Below are 17,202 nucleotides of genomic sequence, written 5' to 3'. Positions count from 1 at the left end.
TGCAATCAACCTGCCACCGCGACGTGCCCGGCCTGATACCAGAGCATGATCTCGCGCGGAATATGGTGCAGCGGCACGACCTTCTCGACCCCGCCATGGGCGATGGCTTCCTTGGGCATGCCGAACACCACGCAGCTGTCTTCATCCTGTGCTCGCGTCGAGGCGCCGAGCTTGCGCATCTCCAGCATTCCGCGCGCGCCATCGTCGCCCATGCCGGTCATGATGACGCCGAGCGCGTTGGCGCCGGCGTGCTGGGCCGCCGAGCGGAACAGCACGTCGACTGAGGGGCGATGCCGCGACACCGGCGGACCGTCCTTGATCGCAATCTGGTAGCGCAGCCCGATACGCTGAAGCAGCATGTGACGGGCGCCCGGGGCAATATAGGCGCTGCCCGGCAGCACCGGCTCGCCGTCCTCGGCCTCCTTGACCCGGATCTGGCAGACGCTGTCGAGACGTCTTGCAAACGCCGCGGTGAACCCCGCCGGCATGTGCTGAACGATGAGAAGCGGAGGGCAGTGCGGCGGCAGCATCTCGAGGACGTCGTTGAGCGCTTCGGTGCCGCCCGTCGATGCGCCGATGCACACGATGCGCTCCGTCGTCGGCCGGACCTTGCCCTGCACCGGCGGCGGGATGATGGCGTCGGCCGTCAGCTTCTTCTCGACCACCCGGCGCTCCGCACGCGGGCGCACGCGGGCGCGCGCCGCCGACTTGACGGCCTCGCGCAGCCGCGTGGAGCATTCGAGCAGCGCCTGCCGCGTGTCGATCTTCGGCTTCGGCACGATGTCGACCGCGCCCGCCTCGAACGCTTCGAACATCACGTTCGAGCCTTCTTCGGTCAGCGAGGAGCAGATGATCACCGGGATCGGACGTTGCGCCATGATCTTGCGCAGGAACGTCATGCCGTCCATGCGCGGCATCTCGATGTCGAGGATCATGACGTCGGGGATCTCGTTCTGGAGGCGGCGCGCGGCTGCGAACGGGTCGGACGCGGTCCCCATCACCTCGATGTCCGGATCGTCATTGAGGATCGTCTGAAGGATTTGGCGCACCGACGCCGAATCGTCCACGATCAGCACGCGAACTTTCTCCCTCGGCATTCTGGTTGCGCTCCGGCTAGACCTTGAAAATGGTTGGCTGAACTTGCTTCAAACCCGGCACCGCACTGTGAATCATCGATTCCGAATGTCCGACCAGCAGATAGCCGCCGGGCCGCAAATGGCTGCACAATTGCTCGATCACCTTGCGCTGCGTCTCGCGCTCGAAATAAATCAGGACGTTGCGGCAAAAGATGATGTCGACGTCGCGGTCGACGGGATAGGACGCATCCATGAGGTTCATCCGCATGAAATGCGTCATGCGCCGCAATTCCGGCACCACCCGCACCTCGCCGCGCGACTTGTCCCGCGACGACAGGAAGTATCGCTTCACGAAGGGCTCCGGCACCGGCGCGAGAACGTCGCGGGTGTAGATCGCGGTCTTGGCAAGGCGCAGCACCGCGGTCGAGATGTCGGTCCCGAGGATGCGGTACTGAAACCGCGAGCCGTTCCGCGTCATGTCGTCCAGCACCATCGCGGTCGTGTAGGCTTCCATGCCGGTGGAGCTCGCCGAGCTCCAGATCTTCAGGTTCGCGTTCTTCCGTCCATGCAATTTGAGCAGGGCCGGGATTGCGACGTCCCGCATGAAAGTGAAGTGCTGGGGCTCGCGGAAGAAGTCGGTCTTGTTGGTCGTCACCACATCGATCAAATGGGTGAGCTCGGTGTCGAAATGCTCCGCCCCGAACAGGTTGTCGACATATTCGTTGAGGTCGGAGAAGTTCAGCGCGCGCACGCGCTTGTGCAGCCGCCCCTCCAGCATCAGCCGCTTGCCTTGCGGCAGCTTGATGCCGACCTGGCCCTCGATCAATTCGGCAATGGTCCGGAAGTGGCGGTCCGACAGATGCACGGCCATGTCCTGCACGGCGGGCATCATGGTCGCCGGCCCCGGTCCGAGATGGCCGCCTGCACTGAATGTCGGGCCACCCGGGCCATCTTGAATCCTACACGTTTACGCAATCACAGATCGGCCCCCGGTGGGGGCCGATCCCTCAGAGAGCCTTAGCGCTGGAAATCGGCGTCCCGATCGTCCTCGCCGTCGTTCATGTCGAAGGCGAAGCCACCGCCGCCCGCAACCTTCATGGCACGCGCGGGCTTGGCCGGCGGCTTCCTGGCCGGGCGCTCGACGGCCGCCATGGTGGCCGCCTTGGCGCGCAACTGATTGACCGCCCGGTCGATCGGTGCGGCCGCGCGGCCCTTTCCACCCTGCTCGATGCGGAAATAAGCGATAGTGGACTGGAGCTGCTCGGCCTGCGAGGCGAGCTCCTCCGAGGTCGAGGACACCTGCTCGGAAGCGCTGGCGTTCTGCTGGCCGACCTTGTCGAGCTGCTGGATCGCCTGGTTGATCTGGGCCGAACCGACGTCCTGCTCGCGGCAGGCAGCGGTGATCTCCTCGACCAGCTCGGCGGTCTTCTTGATATCAGGAACGAGCTTGGCAAGCATATTGCCGGCTTCCTGGGCGACCTTGACTGTTTCAGTCGAGAGCGTGCCGATCTCTGCCGCCGCAGCCTGGCTGCGCTCGGCAAGCTTGCGCACTTCGGAAGCGACGACTGCAAAGCCCTTGCCGTGCTCGCCGGCGCGCGCGGCTTCGACCGCCGCGTTCAGCGCGAGCAGGTCGGTCTGGCGCGCGATCTCCTGCACGATGGTAATCTTCTCGGCGATGGTCTGCATCGCGTTGACGGCGCGTCCGACGGCTGCGCCGCTGGCCTCCGCGTCCTTGGCCGACTGCGCGGCGATCTTCTCGGTCTGGTTGGCGTTGTCGGCGTTCTGCTTCACGTTCGAGGCCATCTCCTCCATCGAGGACGAGGCTTCCTCGGCTGACGAGGCCTGCTCGGTCGCGCCCTGCGAAAGCTGCTCGGCGCTCGCGGAAAGCTCCTGGCTGCCGGCAGAGACGTTCTGCGCCGCCGTCAGAGCTTCCGACACGATCTGGCGGAGCTTTTCCACCATGCGCTCGAGGGCAAGGCCCAGCGTGTCCTTGTCCGACTGCGGCTTGGCCTCAACCATGAGATTGCCCTGCGCAATCTCGTTGGCGACGGCCGCAGTGGCGTTCAGGTTCACGGTCATCGCATTCAGCGATTTGATGAGATCGCCGATCTCGTCATTGCTGGACGACTCGATCTTACGGCTGAGATCGCCGATCGCCACCGCGTCGGCGAGGCCGACGGCCTGTGCCAGCGCGCGGCTGATGTTGAGGGCGATCCAGGTGGCGGCAACAGCGGCGATCAGGAGCGAGGCAATGACCAGACTCATCAGCAGCATTTCGGCGCGGGCGCCGTCCTGCTTGGACTGCTCGGCCTGCTCCGCCATGTTCTTCTTGACGTTCTTGATGTAGCCGTCGGCTGCTTCCAGCGCGTCCGCGACCACCTTGCGGCCGTCATGCATGGAACGGTCCAGGGCCTTCGGCTTGTCGGACTTCGCGAGCCTGACCGTCTCATCCTGATAGGCGCTCAGCTTGGCAAACGCCGTGGAGAAGCTCTCCATCAGTTTCTTGCCGCCTTCGCTGGCGGCGGCGTGGATCTCGTCCTTGGACTTGACGAGCGCTTCGCGATTCTTGGCGAGGTCGGCTACGAACTGATCGTATTCAGCATCGGTCGCCGCGAGGATCGAGTTCTTTTCGGCGCGCACCAGAAACAGGATGCCTTCCTTGAGTTCCGCGGCCTTTTCCATGCGGCCCGCGCGGCTAACCAGAGTCTCGGTGGTGCCGACCATGTCCGACAGCTTCACATAGCCGACCGCGCCGGCGATCATGGAGAGCAGGATGACGACGCCGAAGGCGCTGGCAAGCTTGGCTTTGACGGTAAATCTCATGTCAATCTCGTTGGTTCGAATTGGGGGGCATACGCTTGACCATGCTTAACTCTTGCAAACTCAGGCGGCGCGGGGCGCATCGCGCCCTTCCGGGATCTCGTCATGCGCCATCAGCTTGGCGAGATCGAAGATCACGACGAATTTCTCGCCCTTGCGGCCGATGCCGGCGGCGTAGTCGGATTGCCATTTGCCACCGACCTCGGGGATGGGCTCGATCGCCTGCTCGTCGATGTCGGTGACCTCGAACACGCAATCAGCGACGAAGCCGACACCGACCAGACGGTCCTTCATCGGCACGTCGAGGATGATGATGCGGGTCGCCTCGGTCGTCGCCACGCTCGGCAGGCCGAGCTTGGTCCGGAGGTCCACGATTGGATAGCCGCTGCCGCGCACGTCGATCATGCCGAGCAGGAAGTTCGGCGCATGCGGCAGCCGCGAGATCGGCCGCATGTCGAGGATTTCGCGGACGTTGCGGATGCTGATGCCGAACGTCTCGCCGGCGAGTCCGAGCGTCAGATATTGCGAGGTTGCGGCCATGCTGCAGTCCCGGGGTTTGCGAATGAGCACGATCCGGCACGAGGCCGGACCGCCTGATCAGCGTTGGAATTCGGCGTCGCGGTCGTCTTCGCCGTCGTGCATGTCGAACGCGAAGCCGCCACTGCCGGCGACCTTCATCGCACGTGCGGGTTTGCGGACAGGCGCGGGCTTCTTCACGCCGCGATCCGCCGCAGCCATGTGCGCCGCCTTGGCGCGGAGCTGGGTAACGGCACGATCGATCGGTGCCGGCGCCGCGCTCTCGCCGCGGCCGGCATGGTCGATGCGGAAGAACGAGATTGTGGACTGGAGCTGCTCGGCCTGCGAAGCGAGCTCCTCCGAGGTCGAGGAGACCTGCTCGGAGGCGCTGGCGTTCTGCTGGCCGACCTTGTCGAGCTGCTGGATCGCCTGGTTGATCTGGGCCGAACCGACGTCCTGTTCGCGGCAAGCGGCGGTGATCTCCTGGACCAGCTCAGCCGTCTTCTTGATGTCGGGCACGAGCTTGGACAGCATGTCGCCGGCCTCCCGGGCGACCTTCACCGTCTCCGTGGACAGCGTGCCGATTTCGGCCGCGGCCGCCTGACTGCGCTCGGCGAGCTTGCGGACCTCGGAAGCGACCACCGCAAAGCCCTTGCCGTGTTCGCCGGCCCGCGCGGCCTCGACCGCGGCGTTGAGCGCCAGCAGATCGGTCTGCCGTGCGATCTCCTGCACGATGGTGATCTTCTCGGCGATCGTCTGCATCGCGTTAACCGCACGACCGACGGCCGCGCCGCTGGATTCCGCATCCTTGGCGGACTGCGCGGCAATCTTCTCGGTCTGGTTGGCGTTGTCGGCGTTCTGCTTCACGTTCGAGGCCATCTCCTCCATCGAGGAAGAAGCTTCCTCGGCGGACGAGGCCTGCTCGGTCGCGCCCTGCGAGAGCTGCTCGGCGCTGGCGGAGAGCTCTTGGCTGCCGGCCGAGACGTTCTGCGCGGCGGTCAACGCCTCCGCGACGATCTGCCGGAGCTTCTCGACCATCACGTTCAGGGACCTGACGAGGTCGCCAATCTCATCGTTGCTGGCGGACGGGATGGTCTGGCTGAGATCGCCCTCCGCAACCGCGCCGGCAAGGCCAACGGCGCGGCCCAGCGAACGGCTGATCGAGATGGAAATCCAGAGCGCAGCCCCGATCGCAATCGCCAGCGAGATGCCGAGCAGCGTCATCAGCACGAACTGCGCCTGGTGGCCTTCCTCCTTGGATTGGACCGCCTGCTCCGCCATCTGCTTTTTCGTGTTGCCGACATAGGCGCTCATGGCTTCCATCGCGTCCGCGACGACCTTGCGACCGTCGCCCATGGAGCGTTCGGTCGCCTTTGCCTTGTCGGTCTTGGCCAGTCTGAACGTCTCTTCCTGATACACATTCATCTTGGCGTATGTCACAGCGAAGCTGTCGAGCAGCTTCCTGCCGGCTTCGCTCGCCAACGCGTAGACCTCGTCCTTGGTCTTCAGCGCCTGGTCACGAATCTTGGCGGCATCGGCGGCAAACTGTTCGGCCTGGGCTTCCGCTCCGAGAATTGAATTCTTCTCCGCCCGCAGCTGAAGCAGGATATCCTTTTCGATTTGCGTCGCCTTCTCCATCCGGGTCGCGCGCAGGACCATGCTGTCAGCAGTGGCCATCATGTCGCCGAGCTTCATGTACGCGACACCGCCGGCGACCATGGACAGGACAATGACCAGGCCGAATGCGCTGGCCAGCTTCGCTTTGACCGTAAATCTCATTTCCAGCCCCTAAACCTCAAGTCCCACCCCTGGGACTCATTTCAATTCAGAATGCGTTCCATGTTGGGAACGATGACGAACTCTTCACGCCATTTGGCGATGAAGCGAATGAACTCCGGCTTCCAGTGCATGCCGACGCGCGGCGTCTGCTGCACGTCGGTCTGCGAGATCTCCGTGACCTCATAGACCTTGTCGGCGGTGACGCCGACCAGGACGGGCTCGCCGTCGAGCTCCAGCTCGATGACGACGATGCGCGTGTCGGCCGAGTTGTCGAGCTGCGGCATACCGAAGCGGATGCGCAGGTCCGCGAGCGGAATGACGTTGCCGCGTACGTTGATCACGCTGGGAACGAAAGCCCGTGCGCCGGCGACCTTGGTCACCGGCACGGGATCGATGATCTCGCGCACGAGGCCCGCGTCGAGCGCGAACTTCTCCTCGCCGAGGCCGATCATCACGACCTGCATCGCGTCGGCCTGATGCTCGCCGGCCAAAGTCTCGTTCATCACGCCGCCTCGCTGATGTGCTGCTTCTCGACCTTCGACTGCGCCAGCGCGACGAGCTGCGCGACGTCGAGGATCAGCGCCGCCGTGCCGTCACCCAGGATGGTCGCGCCCGAGAAGATCGTGACATCCGAATGCAGCTTGGAGAGCGACTTGATCACGGTCTGGTGGTTGCCGATGATCTGGTCGGCGACGAGACCGACGCGGCTTTCACCGGTCGAGATGATGATCGTCTTCTGGTGCCGGTCGGGCACCCCCGACGACGACATGATCTCGCGCAGGCGCAGGAACGGAACGAGGTTGCCGCGGACGTTGAGGAAATTGCGGCCGCGCGAACGCTCGTCCTCGGCCGTCAGCTCGACGCATTCCTCCACCGCCGACAGCGGAATGATGTAGCGGCCTTCGCCGACGCGGATCAGGAGGCCTTCGATGATCGCGAGCGTCAAGGGCAGGCGCAGCGTCACGGTGGTGCCCTGGCCCGGCTTGGTCGACAGGTCGATGGTGCCGCGCATGTTCTCGATGGTGCGCTTGACCACGTCCATGCCGACGCCGCGTCCGGACAGCGCCGAGATGGTCTGCGCGGTCGAGAAGCCCGGGTGGAACAGGAACTGGTGGATCTCGTGATCGGTCACCACGGCGCCGGCTGCAATCAGGCCCTGCTCTTCCGCCTTGGCACGGATGCGCGCGGTGTTGAGGCCGCCGCCATTGTCCTTCACGGTGACGAGCACCTGCGCGCCGGAATGAACGGCGGCGAGCTCGATCCGGCCCTGCTCGGTCTTGCCGTTGGCGGCGCGCGTTGCGGTGTCTTCGATGCCGTGGTCGATGGCGTTGCGGATCAGGTGCACCAGCGGATCGGCCAGGCACTCGATCATGGTCTTGTCGAGTTCGGTGTCCTCGCCCGTGGTGACGAATTCGACCGGCTTCGACAGATCGCGCGACAGATCGTGGATCAGGCGGCGGAAGCGGCCGAACAGCGAGCCGATCGGCACCATGCGCGCGCCCATCGTGGTGTCGCGCAAGGAAGACGCGAGGCGCTCGATCTCCTCGGCGATCATCTTGATCGAGAGGTCGGAGCCGGACGATGCGAGCTGGGTCAGCCGCGCCTGGGCGATGACGAGCTCGCCGACCCGGTCCATCAGTTCGTCGAGGCGCTCGGCCTGGACGCGGACGGTGGCGATGCCGCGATCGTCGCGCTTGGCCTCGGCCTTCGGCTCCGGCTTCGGTTCAGATTTGGGCTCCGCCTTTGCGGCGGGCTGCGCGGCGATCGGCGCGGCAGCAGCCTCGACCACCGGCGCAGGCATCTCGGCCTCAGGCGCCGGCTCCTCGTCGATGAGCTGGAATAGCGGCATCGGCGCGGGCGCTTCGACATGCTCCAAGGGCGAGAGGGTCAGCTTCATCTCGTCCTGGACGAACATGAAGACGTCGTCGATCGCGTCCTTGTCGCAGGCCGCGTGCAGCTTGACGTCCCACTTCAGATAGCAATCCTCCGGCTCCATTTCGTCGAGGAACGGGATGCCGTCGGTAACAGGCACGACGAAGCAGGGGCCGAGCTTGCAGAGGTCTTCCAGGAGGTCGAGCGGGTTCGAGCCGTTGCGCAGGATGTGGGATTCGAATTCCAGATACAGGTGCCAGCCGGCCTGCTTGCTCTCGACCGGCGCCGCCGCCTCCGCGATCCCGGCGACCGGCACAACAGGCTGGTCGGACGAGACAAAGCGCTTGAGGTCGTCGAGGATGCCTTCGCCGATGACGTCATCGGTCGACTGGGGATCCTCGATCAGGGCGCGGATATAGTCCTTGGCGGCGAGCGCGACCGAGATCAGTTCCTGCGTCGGCTTGATCTCGCCCTTGCGGACGCGATCGAACGCGGTCTCGAATTCGTGGGTGAAGGAGGCGACCTTGTCGAAGCCGAACATGGCGCCCGAGCCCTTGATCGTATGCAGGGCGCGGAAGGCGGAATCGACGAGTTCGCGGTCATCGGGACGCAGGCCGAGATCGAGCAGGGCTCCTTCAAGAACTTCGAAGAGCTCACTGGCTTCCTGACGAAAGACCTCGGTCGGGTCCATTGCACTCATGCGCGCACCAGCTTGCCGACGACGGCGAGCAACTGCTCCGGCTTGAAGGGCTTGGTGATCCAGCCCGTGGCGCCGGCGCTCTTGGCCTCCTGCTTCACCGTGTCGTTGGATTCGGTGGTCAGGAACACGATCGGCATGCCGACCGCGCTCGGCAGCTTGCGCAGCGCCCGGATCAGCTCCAGCCCGTTCATGACCGGCATATTGAGGTCGGTGATCACGAGGTCGAGCTTGCCGGCCTGGGCCTTGGCGAGCCCTTGCGCACCGTCACCGGCCTCGATCACGTTATGACCGGCCGGCTCGAGCACGACCTTGATCATTTGCCGAATGCTGGGGGAATCGTCGACGGTCAGAATCGTGGCCATCAGGTGCCATCTTTCTTTTGCGGGAAGTGCTGTTCGATCATCGCCTCGCTGGCGAAGCCGGCGCGGCGAAGGGTGTTGCGCAGAGATTGGGAGAATGCGGTGAGCACCACCGGGCGGCCCTGGGCCTCGCCCGTCTTGGCGGTCGACAGCAGAAGCTGGATCGAGGTCACGTCGGCCTTGTCGACGCGCGAACAATCGATCTCGAGCCGCTGCTCGCGGCCGAACGCCTCGCGAATGAGGTCATAGACGCTGCGAATGGCCGCGATGCTGCAATCGGCGGGTAACCGCAACGACCACTTCGGCTCCGTCGGATTGAGCGCCATCGCTGCCCCCGCCCTTGCAAAATTCCGATACACGTTTGACGCGAATCAAGTGAGCAAACCCCTAACGGAGAGGTCCGTACAACTACGGGTCACATTCCCGAGGACTTCGCGCAATTGCATGCAACGGTGCATAGCCTGCTGAAATCGCATGCGAGGCGCGCATATCGCAGCGCGTGCGCACGCACGGCGCATTTGCTTCGCGTTAAATTCGCTCGGGTTATGCAGTCGGTTCGTGCCCTTGCCAGCGAAGAGAGCCCCGGCCGCCGATGCTGACCCAAGCGCTTCTGGTTGACGACAGCCGTTCCGTCCTCAACTTCCTGAAACGTCACATCGAGGCCGAAGGTCTGGTCGAAGCCACCACCTTCCTCGATCCCGTGCAGGCACTGGCCTGCGCACGGGAGCGCGTCTTCGACCTCGTGCTGGTCGACTACGAGATGCCGCACATGGACGGCATCAGCTTCATCCGCACGCTCCGCACCCTTCCCGGCTGCGTCGACATCCCTATCGCGATGATCACGTCGCGGCAGACCGATGACGTGAAGATGGAAGCGCTGCAGGCCGGTGCAACCGATTTCCTGCCCAAGCAGCCGCAGAGCGTCGAGATGACGGTGCGTCTACGGAATTTGATTCAGCTTGGTGCAGCCGTACGCAAGCTCAACGATCGCGCCGCGCATCTGGCCAGTGAAGTCGCGGCCGCGATACGCAAGCTCGGCGAGCGCGAGGAAGAGATCATCCTGCGGCTCGCGCTCGCGGTCGAATACCGCGACAACGACACCGGCGAGCACACCCTGCGGGTCGCCCGCTACAGCCGCATCATCGCCGAGCAGCTTGGCCTGCCGGCCCGGCTCTGCCGCGACATCTATCTCGCCGCGCCGCTGCACGACGTCGGCAAGGTCGCCATTCCCGACAATATCCTGCTCAAGCCCGGCCGGCTGACCGACGAGGAGATGGCGGTGATCCGCACCCACGCCACGATCGGCGAACGGATCCTGGCGGACTCCAGTTGCGAGCTGATCCAGCTCGGTGCGCAAATTGCCGCAGGCCACCACGAGCGCTGGGACGGCGCAGGCTATCCGAACGGCCTCAAGACGGACGAGATCCCGGTGGCCGCTCGCGTGGTCGCTGTCGCCGACGTGTTCGACGCGCTGACGACGCGGCGGCCATATAAAGAGCCGATGCCGCTCGGGGCGGCACGCAACTACCTGGTCGAGAACCAGGGACGGCAGTTCGACCCGGCCTGCGTCGAGGCTTTTCTGTCGCGCTGGAACGAAGTCATGGAGATCGCTGCCGGGCAGCAGGCGACGCCATTTCAGAAGACGGAGGCGACGCTCGCCCCAGTCATGGAGAGAGCCGTCGAGGGCCGGCCGGCCGAAGACCGTTCGCCGCAGGCCGTTCCGGCCGCCTGAGATCGCATATCCCGGCAACAGCTTGCCGCGGCTCTGTTTTCTCCGGTCGCCGGTTTGAACCTGTTCCTGATACAGTGCACCAATGTCTAAGAGTGATTCCGGTCACACTTGCCTGGGCGCTCCTCTGCTAAGCATCGAACCAGGACGGGACCGGTAGAGCATCGGTAGAATTGAATGAGAATCCCCATGAGAAGCCTGATCGGCGCCGTTGTCGGCGCGCTCTGTGTGGCGACCCCCGCCCTGGCGGAGACCCCGGCCGCGATCGTCGAGGACGTCCAGGGCAAGGTCGACGGCATCGCGTTCATGGACTATGTGGCGCCGGGCAAGATCATCAAGCTCGGCCCGAAGGCCAGCGTCACGCTCAGCTATCTCAAATCCTGCCTGCGCGAGACGATCAGCGAAGGCGTCGTGCTGGTCGGCGCCGAGCAGAGCACCGTACAGCTCGGCGAGGTCAAGCGGGACAAGGTGCCCTGCGACACCAACGCGGCGAAGCTGTCCGAGCGAGAGGCCAACCAGAGCGCCGCGACCACCTTCCGCACCATGCGCTCGGACGCCAAGGGCGCGCCGGCCAAGCTGCCGACGATCTACGGCGTCGCACCGCTGGTGCAGGCCAAGAGCGGCAGCACGCTGGTGATCGAGCGCACCGACGGCAAGGAACCCACGATCACCGTGCCGCTCAAAAGCGAAGCCATGATCGGCGGCAAGTTCTATGATTTTGCCAAGGCCGGGAAGTCGCTGACCCCCGGCGGCAGCTATCTCGCCATTCTCGGCGCCAAGCGCTATGCCTTCCAGGTCGACGCCGGCGCCACCTCATCACCGACGCCGATCGTCGGCCGCCTGCTGCGGCTCGAATAGGCGGCTTGCGACGGGGCGATGCGGCGGATCGGAAGGCGGGACATCGTTGCAGCGATCCTGATTGCGCTCCTCGCGGGCGCGGTCTTCACGTCTCCGCCGCTTCAAATACTGCAGGGCCTGTCGCTCGACATCCTCACCGCGATGCGCGGCAAGCTGGTCGGCGACCGCCGCGATCCCGCGACATCGCCGGTCGTCGTCGTGGCCATCGACGGGGAGACCTACGACACGCCCCCTTTCAAGGGATCGCCGACGCTGACCTGGACGCGCGAAATTGGCCGCGTGCTCGGAAGCATCACTGAGGGCGGCGCCAAGGTGATCGGCTTCGACGTCATCTTTCCCAGCTCGATCGAGCAGTCAGAGATTCCCTTCGGCGACGCGCCACTCGGCAGCCGCATGAAGGGTTTTGACCGGGACTACCTCATCGCACTCCGGCAACTCTCCGACAGCGGCAAGCTGGTGCTCGGCGAGATCCTGAGCAACGACCATCCGGACAGGCCCTACCGCGCGCAGCAACTGGCGGTGAAAAACAATATCCGCGCCCTCAACGTCCATACCGACCCCGACGACGTGATCCGGCGGATGCCGCTGAGCTTTGCCATCGACGGCAAGCCGGTCCCTGCGATGGCGATCGAACTCGCCGCGCGCGCGCTCGGCACGACGCCCGGAACCGAGCCATCCGGCGCGATGCAGCCGTCCGACTACACGATCCCGAGCGCGGTCCCCAACACGTTGACGCTCAACTACCGTGGCATGGGCCGCGACATCCCGGCCTATTCCTTCGCCGACCTGCGTGCCTGCGTCGAGAAGGGCGACCGCGACTTCTTCCGCCGCGCCTTCGAGGGCAAGGTCGTCCTGCTCGGCACCGTCCTCAATTTCGAGGACCGCAAGCTCACCTCGATGCGGCTTTCCGGCGGATATGACGGCTCGCCCGCGCCGCGCTGCGCCCTGCCCGCCTCGGCGGGTACCGCGCAGAAGGCCCGCAGCGATATCGCCGGCGTGTTCGTGCATGCCACCGTCGTGCGAAACCTGATCGAGCGCGATGCCGTGACCGAGCTCGGCTTTCCGGCGCGGACCATCCTCACGATTGCGTTCGCGGCGATCATCGCCTGCGCGGCCTGCATGCTCGCGCCTGGCGGCGCTGTGATCGCCTGGCTCGCCCTCACCGCCGTTTACGCCGGCGTGGCCGTCGGAGCGTTCGTGCATGCCCTGGCGCTGCCCTTGACGGAACCCGCGCTCGCGAGCCTCGCCGCGCTCGCGATGATGATCGGCTACCGCTTCATGCTGGCCGATCGCGACGAGCGTTTTCTGCGCAAGAGCTTCGCCTTTTATCTCGCGCCCGAGGTGATCGAGACGATGGTAGCCTCCGGCAAGATGCCGGCGCTCGGCGGCGAGATGCGCAACGTCACTATGTTCTTCTCCGACCTCAGCGGGTTCTCCTCGATCGCAGAGACGATGACGCCGGGCGAGCTGGTCACGCTGATGAACGAATATCTCTCCGCCATGACCGACATCATCGAAGGCCATGGCGGCTATGTCGACAAATATATCGGCGATTCCATCGTCGCCATGTTCGGCGCGCCGGCCGACGATCCCGCCCACGCGCGCAATGCCGTCCGCGCGGCGCTGAAGTGCCACGAAAAGCTGGCGGACCTCAACGCCAACAACGCCGCCTTCGCGGGCCACGGCCTGTCGCACCGCATCGGGCTCAACAGCGGCGAAGCCGTGGTCGGCAATATCGGCTCCCGCCGCCGCTTCAACTACACCGTGATGAGCGACACCGTGAACGTCGCCTCGCGGCTCGAGGGTGCGAACAAATATTACGGCACCGCGATCATGGCCTCGGAGGCGACAGTGGCGCAGACAGGTGACGCCTTCGCCTGGCGCGAGCTCGACGCAATCAGGGTGCAGGGCCGCGGCGAGGCGATCAAGGTGTTCGAGCCGCTGGCGGAGAGAGACGGGGAGAGTGCCGAGCAGAAGAAGGTGACGGCGTTGTATGCGGAAGGACTGGCCTGCTGGCGCGCACGGGAGTTCGCGAAGGCGGTTGATGCGTTCGACCGGCTAGCCAAGGTCGATCCGCCATCGTCAATGTTTGCAAAGCGCGCGAGAGCGCTTGTCGCAAATCCACCGCCGCTGGAATGGACACCGGTCAACACGCTCGAAGGGAAGTAGCCGCGTCAGCCGAGAGCGCTAGCTTCCCCTCTCCCCTTGCGGGAGAGGGTGGCTCGCCGCAAGGCGGCGAGACGGGTGAGGGGTTTCTCTCGGCGCATCCAACTCTCACTTGAATTCGCGGAGACATACCCCTCATCCGGCGCTTCGCGCCACCTTCTCCCACAAGGGGAGAAGGGAGGGCAGCATCGCGTGTTGCGCGATCATCTCGCTCAAAACGGCAGGCCCACATAGTTCTCCGCGAGCAGGCGCTGCGCCGTTTCGGACGAGAACAGATATTCCAGCTCCGTCTGCTGAAGACGATCCTCATAGTCGAGACGATCGGGGAAGCGATGCAGCAGCATCGTCATCCACCAGGAGAAACGCTGCGCCTTCCAGATCCGCGCCAGCGCCTTGGCGGAATAGCCTTCGAGGCCGGAATCATCGCCGCTCTGATAATGTGCGAGCATGGCATGATAGAGATAGTAGATGTCGGAGGCGGCGCTGTTCAGCCCGCGCGCGCCGGTGGGCGGCACGATGTGGGCGGCATCGCCGGCGAGGAACAGGCGGCCATAGCTCATCGGTTCGGCGACGAAGCTGCGCAATGGCGCGATGCTCTTTTCGATCGCGGGCCCCGTGATCAAGCGGCCGGCGACCTCTTCCGGCAGGCGGCGCTTCAGCTCGGCCCAGAACGCGTCGTCCGACCAGTCCTTGACCTTGTCGGTGAGCGGCACCTGGATGTAGTAGCGGCTCAGCACCTGTGAACGCAGGGAACACAGCGCAAAGCCGCGCTCGTGCTTCACATAGATCAGCTCGGACGAGACCGGCTTGGTGCGCGACAGCACCCCGAGCCAGCCAAACGGATAGACCTTCTCGTATTCGCGCAGCACGTCCTTCGGGATCGACTTGCGGCTGACGCCGTGGAAGCCGTCGGCGCCGACGATGTAGTCGCAATCGACGCGAACGATCTCGTCGTTCGAGCGGTACGTCACGTAGGGGCGGTCCGACGCGAGATCATGCGGCGTCACGTCCTCGGCATTGTGCACGACCTTGCCGCCAAGGCGGTCGCGCGCCTCGTAGAGGTCGCGCGTCAGCTCGGTCTGGCCGTAGACCAGCACCGAATTGCCGCCGGAGTGCTTGTGCAGATCGATGTGGGAGAGCACCCCGTCATGGGCGATCTCGAACCCCCGGTGGATCTCGCCTTCGCGGTCCATCCGCTCGCCGCATTGCGCCTCACGCATCAGTTTCGCAAAACCGTGCTCGAGCACGCCGGCGCGGATCCGGGCCAGCACGTGGTCGCGGCTGTATTTCTCCAGCACGACCGTGTCGATGCCCTTCAGATGCAGGAGCTGGGACAAGAGCAGCCCGGACGGCCCGCCACCGATGATACAGACCTGAACTTTCATTTTCGCGTCCTCCCGTCGGCACTTTTTTGCAGATTCAGCCGCGCAAACCGATGGAGGGTTTCGTCTTTGTCTTGTACTATTCGAACATGAAAAGCGCCGCCCCTGCCCCCGCGATCCGGGTCTACAATCTGTTCGGCGAGTCCGGCGACCTGCCCGACGTCGTGCATTGTGAGACGATCGCGTCCCGCTCCGTACTTCACGACTGGACCCTGGCCGTGCACCGCCATGCCCGGCTGCACCAGGTCCTGCTGATCGAGCGCGGCGGCGGCGAGGCGACGCTCGACGGACGCGTGGTGCCGTTGAAGCCGATGCAGATCGTCAACGTACCCGTCGGACACGTCCACGGCTTCCGCTTCGTGCCTGAGACCCAAGGCTGGGTGCTGACCATCGCGGCGGAGATTCTGGACGAGGCGCTGCTCGCCGCCGAAGGCCTGCGCGGAGCCCTGTCACAATCAGGCGTGGTGCGCGGCACCCCGCAGATCCGCGCCACCATGAAGCAGATCTTCGCCGAACACGCCGCCCGAGATTTCGGCCGCGCACATGTGCTGCGCGCCTTGTCGGCAGCCATGATCGGGCTGGTGGCCCGCGCGCTCACGAGCGAGACCGGTGGCAATGGCACTGCCGAATCCGGCCTGTTCCGCCGCTTCGAGGCGCTGCTCGAGCAGCATCATCTGGAACGCTGGAGCGTCGCGGACTACGCAGGCGCGCTGTCGATCACGCCGACCCATCTCAACCGGGTGACGCGGGCGGCGACCGGCGACACCGCCTCGCACCTGATCCTCAACCGCCTGATCCGCGAGGCGCGGCGCAACCTCGTCTACACCAACCTGCCGGTCTCGACGATCGCTTACGCGCTCGGCTTCGAGGACCCCGCCTATTTCAGCCGCGTTTATGCCGCCGCCACGGGGCTATCGCCGCGCGCCTTTCGCACCCGGCTGCATGGTGATGAAGGCTGACACATCAGCCGATCGAACAGCCGCGCCCATGGTCGAAGGCCACGCTGGGAACCGCAATGGCCTTTGTTGCCCGCGCTGCCACTTACCTTCGTATATCGGGCCCTATCCTTTGGATAGAGGCCCTTTACCTCAGTACAATTGAGTAGGGAACGCGCGCGCCTTAGCCTGGCTGCATTCGGCGCCCTGGCGCTAGTGGCATTGGATCCTCCCTAACCTGGGCGCAAGACGGCCGCCCCTGTCCGGTCGTCTGCGCTGCTTTTTCGGCAAGCCATCGGTGCCTTCATTGTTCTTCCGGCCGACACACCGCGCCCTGGCGGTGGGATCGGCCGCCTTTCGCGTGCAACTGGAGATTTACGCAGAATGTCTTCGATTGAGAAGATCGCACTCTTTATCGATGGCTCCAATCTCCATGCCACCTCCAAGGCGCTCGGCTTCGACATCGACTACAGGCGTCTGCTCGGCGAATTCCAAAGCCGAGGTGCGCTGTTGCGGGCCTTCTACTACACGACCCTCATCGAGGATCAGGAGTATTCGTCGATCCGCCCCTTGATCGATTGGCTCGACTATAACGGATACACCGTCGTCACCAAGTTCACGAAGGAATTCGTCGACGCCATCACCGGCCGCCGCAAGGTGAAGGGCAGCATGGATGTCGACCTCGCCGTAAATGCGATGGAGCTCGCCGAGCACGTCGATCAGATCGTGTTGTTCTCGGGCGATGGCAATTTTCGTTCGCTGGTGGAAGCGCTGCAGCGCCGCGGTGTCCGCGTAACGGTCGTCTCCACACTCTGCACTCAGCCAGCCATGGTCGCCGACGACCTGCGCCGACAGGCGGACGTATTCATTGATTTGGCAGAACTGAAACCAAAAGTGGGGCGCGATCCGGCCAATCGGCCGGGATCGCGCGAGATGCGCCAGTTACCGCAATTCCTCGCGCGCGTAGCGATCGATCGCGGCGACCAGGTGGAGTGATCCCTGCGGGAGGC

15 protein-coding genes are annotated in these 17,202 nt (G+C 64.8%); 5 read left to right on the top strand and 10 right to left on the bottom strand.

What is annotated here, in order from left to right; all coding sequences use genetic code 11:
* Positions 1-5: 5 nt before the first annotated feature.
* From BJA_RS11500 to BJA_RS11460, 9 genes are all read right to left on the bottom strand, one after another.
* Positions 6-1,097 carry a protein-glutamate methylesterase/protein-glutamine glutaminase gene (locus tag BJA_RS11500; RefSeq protein ID WP_011085136.1) on the bottom strand — a complete coding sequence of 364 codons (1,092 nt, stop codon included), beginning with the start codon at positions 1,095-1,097 and terminating at the stop codon, positions 6-8.
* A gap of 16 nt (positions 1,098-1,113) precedes the next feature.
* Positions 1,114-1,968, bottom strand: a complete 855-nt coding sequence (locus BJA_RS11495; protein WP_011085135.1) for a CheR family methyltransferase — start codon at positions 1,966-1,968, stop codon at positions 1,114-1,116.
* Between the two features lie 125 nt (positions 1,969-2,093).
* Complete coding sequence (locus tag BJA_RS11490; protein WP_011085134.1) at positions 2,094-3,899, bottom strand: methyl-accepting chemotaxis protein; 1,806 nt, start codon at positions 3,897-3,899, stop codon at positions 2,094-2,096.
* Positions 3,900-3,959: 60 nt separating this feature from the next.
* A complete protein-coding gene (locus tag BJA_RS11485; RefSeq protein WP_028174296.1) occupies positions 3,960-4,436 on the bottom strand; it encodes a chemotaxis protein CheW in 477 nt (158 codons plus the stop codon).
* Positions 4,437-4,493: 57 nt separating this feature from the next.
* Positions 4,494-6,191 (bottom strand): methyl-accepting chemotaxis protein, encoded by a 1,698-nt coding sequence (locus BJA_RS11480; protein ID WP_011085132.1) that lies wholly within the window; start codon positions 6,189-6,191, stop codon positions 4,494-4,496.
* A 41-nt stretch (positions 6,192-6,232) separates the two neighbouring features.
* Positions 6,233-6,694: a chemotaxis protein CheW gene (locus BJA_RS11475; RefSeq protein ID WP_162185819.1), complete on the bottom strand. Its 462-nt coding sequence runs from the start codon at positions 6,692-6,694 to the stop codon at positions 6,233-6,235.
* Entirely contained in the window at positions 6,694-8,763 is a 2,070-nt protein-coding gene (locus BJA_RS11470) for a chemotaxis protein CheA (RefSeq protein WP_038966601.1), read from the bottom strand. Before BJA_RS11470 ends, BJA_RS11475 begins: the two co-directional genes overlap by 1 nt.
* Entirely contained in the window at positions 8,760-9,125 is a 366-nt protein-coding gene (locus tag BJA_RS11465) for a response regulator (protein WP_008142319.1), read from the bottom strand. The genes BJA_RS11470 and BJA_RS11465 overlap by 4 nt, the downstream gene beginning before the upstream one ends.
* The gene (locus tag BJA_RS11460; RefSeq protein ID WP_038966600.1) at positions 9,125-9,448 is read right to left on the bottom strand and encodes an STAS domain-containing protein; all 324 of its coding nucleotides are present in this window, start codon (positions 9,446-9,448) and stop codon (positions 9,125-9,127) included. Before BJA_RS11460 ends, BJA_RS11465 begins: the two co-directional genes overlap by 1 nt.
* A gap of 266 nt (positions 9,449-9,714) precedes the next feature.
* Here BJA_RS11460 and BJA_RS11455 point away from each other — a divergent pair, with 266 nt between their 5' ends.
* From BJA_RS11455 to BJA_RS11445, 3 genes are all read left to right on the top strand, one after another.
* Positions 9,715-10,854: an HD domain-containing phosphohydrolase gene (locus tag BJA_RS11455; RefSeq protein WP_011085128.1), complete on the top strand. Its 1,140-nt coding sequence runs from the start codon at positions 9,715-9,717 to the stop codon at positions 10,852-10,854.
* Between the two features lie 186 nt (positions 10,855-11,040).
* Positions 11,041-11,709, top strand: coding sequence for a hypothetical protein (locus BJA_RS11450; protein WP_038966599.1), 669 nt, complete (start codon positions 11,041-11,043; stop codon positions 11,707-11,709).
* A gap of 18 nt (positions 11,710-11,727) precedes the next feature.
* Positions 11,728-13,878, top strand: a complete 2,151-nt coding sequence (locus BJA_RS11445; RefSeq protein WP_011085126.1) for a CHASE2 domain-containing protein — start codon at positions 11,728-11,730, stop codon at positions 13,876-13,878.
* A 209-nt stretch (positions 13,879-14,087) separates the two neighbouring features.
* On the opposite strand, the gene pobA is transcribed toward BJA_RS11445, so the two are convergent.
* Positions 14,088-15,260: a 4-hydroxybenzoate 3-monooxygenase gene (pobA, locus tag BJA_RS11440; protein WP_011085125.1), complete on the bottom strand. Its 1,173-nt coding sequence runs from the start codon at positions 15,258-15,260 to the stop codon at positions 14,088-14,090.
* Between the two features lie 50 nt (positions 15,261-15,310).
* Between pobA and BJA_RS11435 the strand changes: the two genes are divergently transcribed.
* Positions 15,311-16,216: a helix-turn-helix domain-containing protein gene (locus BJA_RS11435; RefSeq protein ID WP_011085124.1), complete on the top strand. Its 906-nt coding sequence runs from the start codon at positions 15,311-15,313 to the stop codon at positions 16,214-16,216.
* Between the two features lie 360 nt (positions 16,217-16,576).
* Complete coding sequence (locus BJA_RS11430; RefSeq protein WP_011085123.1) at positions 16,577-17,188, top strand: NYN domain-containing protein; 612 nt, start codon at positions 16,577-16,579, stop codon at positions 17,186-17,188.
* Positions 17,189-17,202: the final 14 nt, after the last annotated feature.

Source organism: Bradyrhizobium diazoefficiens USDA 110 (assembly GCF_000011365.1).
GTDB classification, from domain to species: Bacteria; Pseudomonadota; Alphaproteobacteria; order Rhizobiales; family Xanthobacteraceae; genus Bradyrhizobium; species Bradyrhizobium diazoefficiens.
This window is presented reverse-complemented; position numbering and strand designations above follow the sequence as displayed.

Bases quoted from the DNA above. Each gene is read 5' to 3' on its own strand.
- BJA_RS11470 (WP_038966601.1), bottom strand. From the start codon at position 8,763: ATGAGTGCAATGGACCCGACCGAGGTCTTTCGTCAGGAAGCCAGTGAG.
- BJA_RS11465 (WP_008142319.1), bottom strand. From the start codon at position 9,125: ATGGCCACGATTCTGACCGTCGACGATTCCCCCAGCATTCGGCAAATG.
- BJA_RS11480 (WP_011085132.1), bottom strand. From the start codon at position 6,191: ATGAGATTTACGGTCAAAGCGAAGCTGGCCAGCGCATTCGGCCTGGTC.
- BJA_RS11445 (WP_011085126.1), top strand. From the start codon at position 11,728: ATGCGGCGGATCGGAAGGCGGGACATCGTTGCAGCGATCCTGATTGCG.
- BJA_RS11495 (WP_011085135.1), bottom strand. From the start codon at position 1,968: ATGATGCCCGCCGTGCAGGACATGGCCGTGCATCTGTCGGACCGCCAC.
- BJA_RS11490 (WP_011085134.1), bottom strand. From the start codon at position 3,899: ATGAGATTTACCGTCAAAGCCAAGCTTGCCAGCGCCTTCGGCGTCGTC.
- BJA_RS11435 (WP_011085124.1), top strand. From the start codon at position 15,311: ATGGAGGGTTTCGTCTTTGTCTTGTACTATTCGAACATGAAAAGCGCC.
- BJA_RS11500 (WP_011085136.1), bottom strand. From the start codon at position 1,097: ATGCCGAGGGAGAAAGTTCGCGTGCTGATCGTGGACGATTCGGCGTCG.
- BJA_RS11450 (WP_038966599.1), top strand. From the start codon at position 11,041: ATGAGAAGCCTGATCGGCGCCGTTGTCGGCGCGCTCTGTGTGGCGACC.
- BJA_RS11460 (WP_038966600.1), bottom strand. From the start codon at position 9,448: ATGGCGCTCAATCCGACGGAGCCGAAGTGGTCGTTGCGGTTACCCGCC.
- BJA_RS11485 (WP_028174296.1), bottom strand. From the start codon at position 4,436: ATGGCCGCAACCTCGCAATATCTGACGCTCGGACTCGCCGGCGAGACG.
- BJA_RS11475 (WP_162185819.1), bottom strand. From the start codon at position 6,694: ATGAACGAGACTTTGGCCGGCGAGCATCAGGCCGACGCGATGCAGGTC.
- pobA (WP_011085125.1), bottom strand. From the start codon at position 15,260: ATGAAAGTTCAGGTCTGTATCATCGGTGGCGGGCCGTCCGGGCTGCTC.
- BJA_RS11430 (WP_011085123.1), top strand. From the start codon at position 16,577: ATGTCTTCGATTGAGAAGATCGCACTCTTTATCGATGGCTCCAATCTC.
- BJA_RS11455 (WP_011085128.1), top strand. From the start codon at position 9,715: ATGCTGACCCAAGCGCTTCTGGTTGACGACAGCCGTTCCGTCCTCAAC.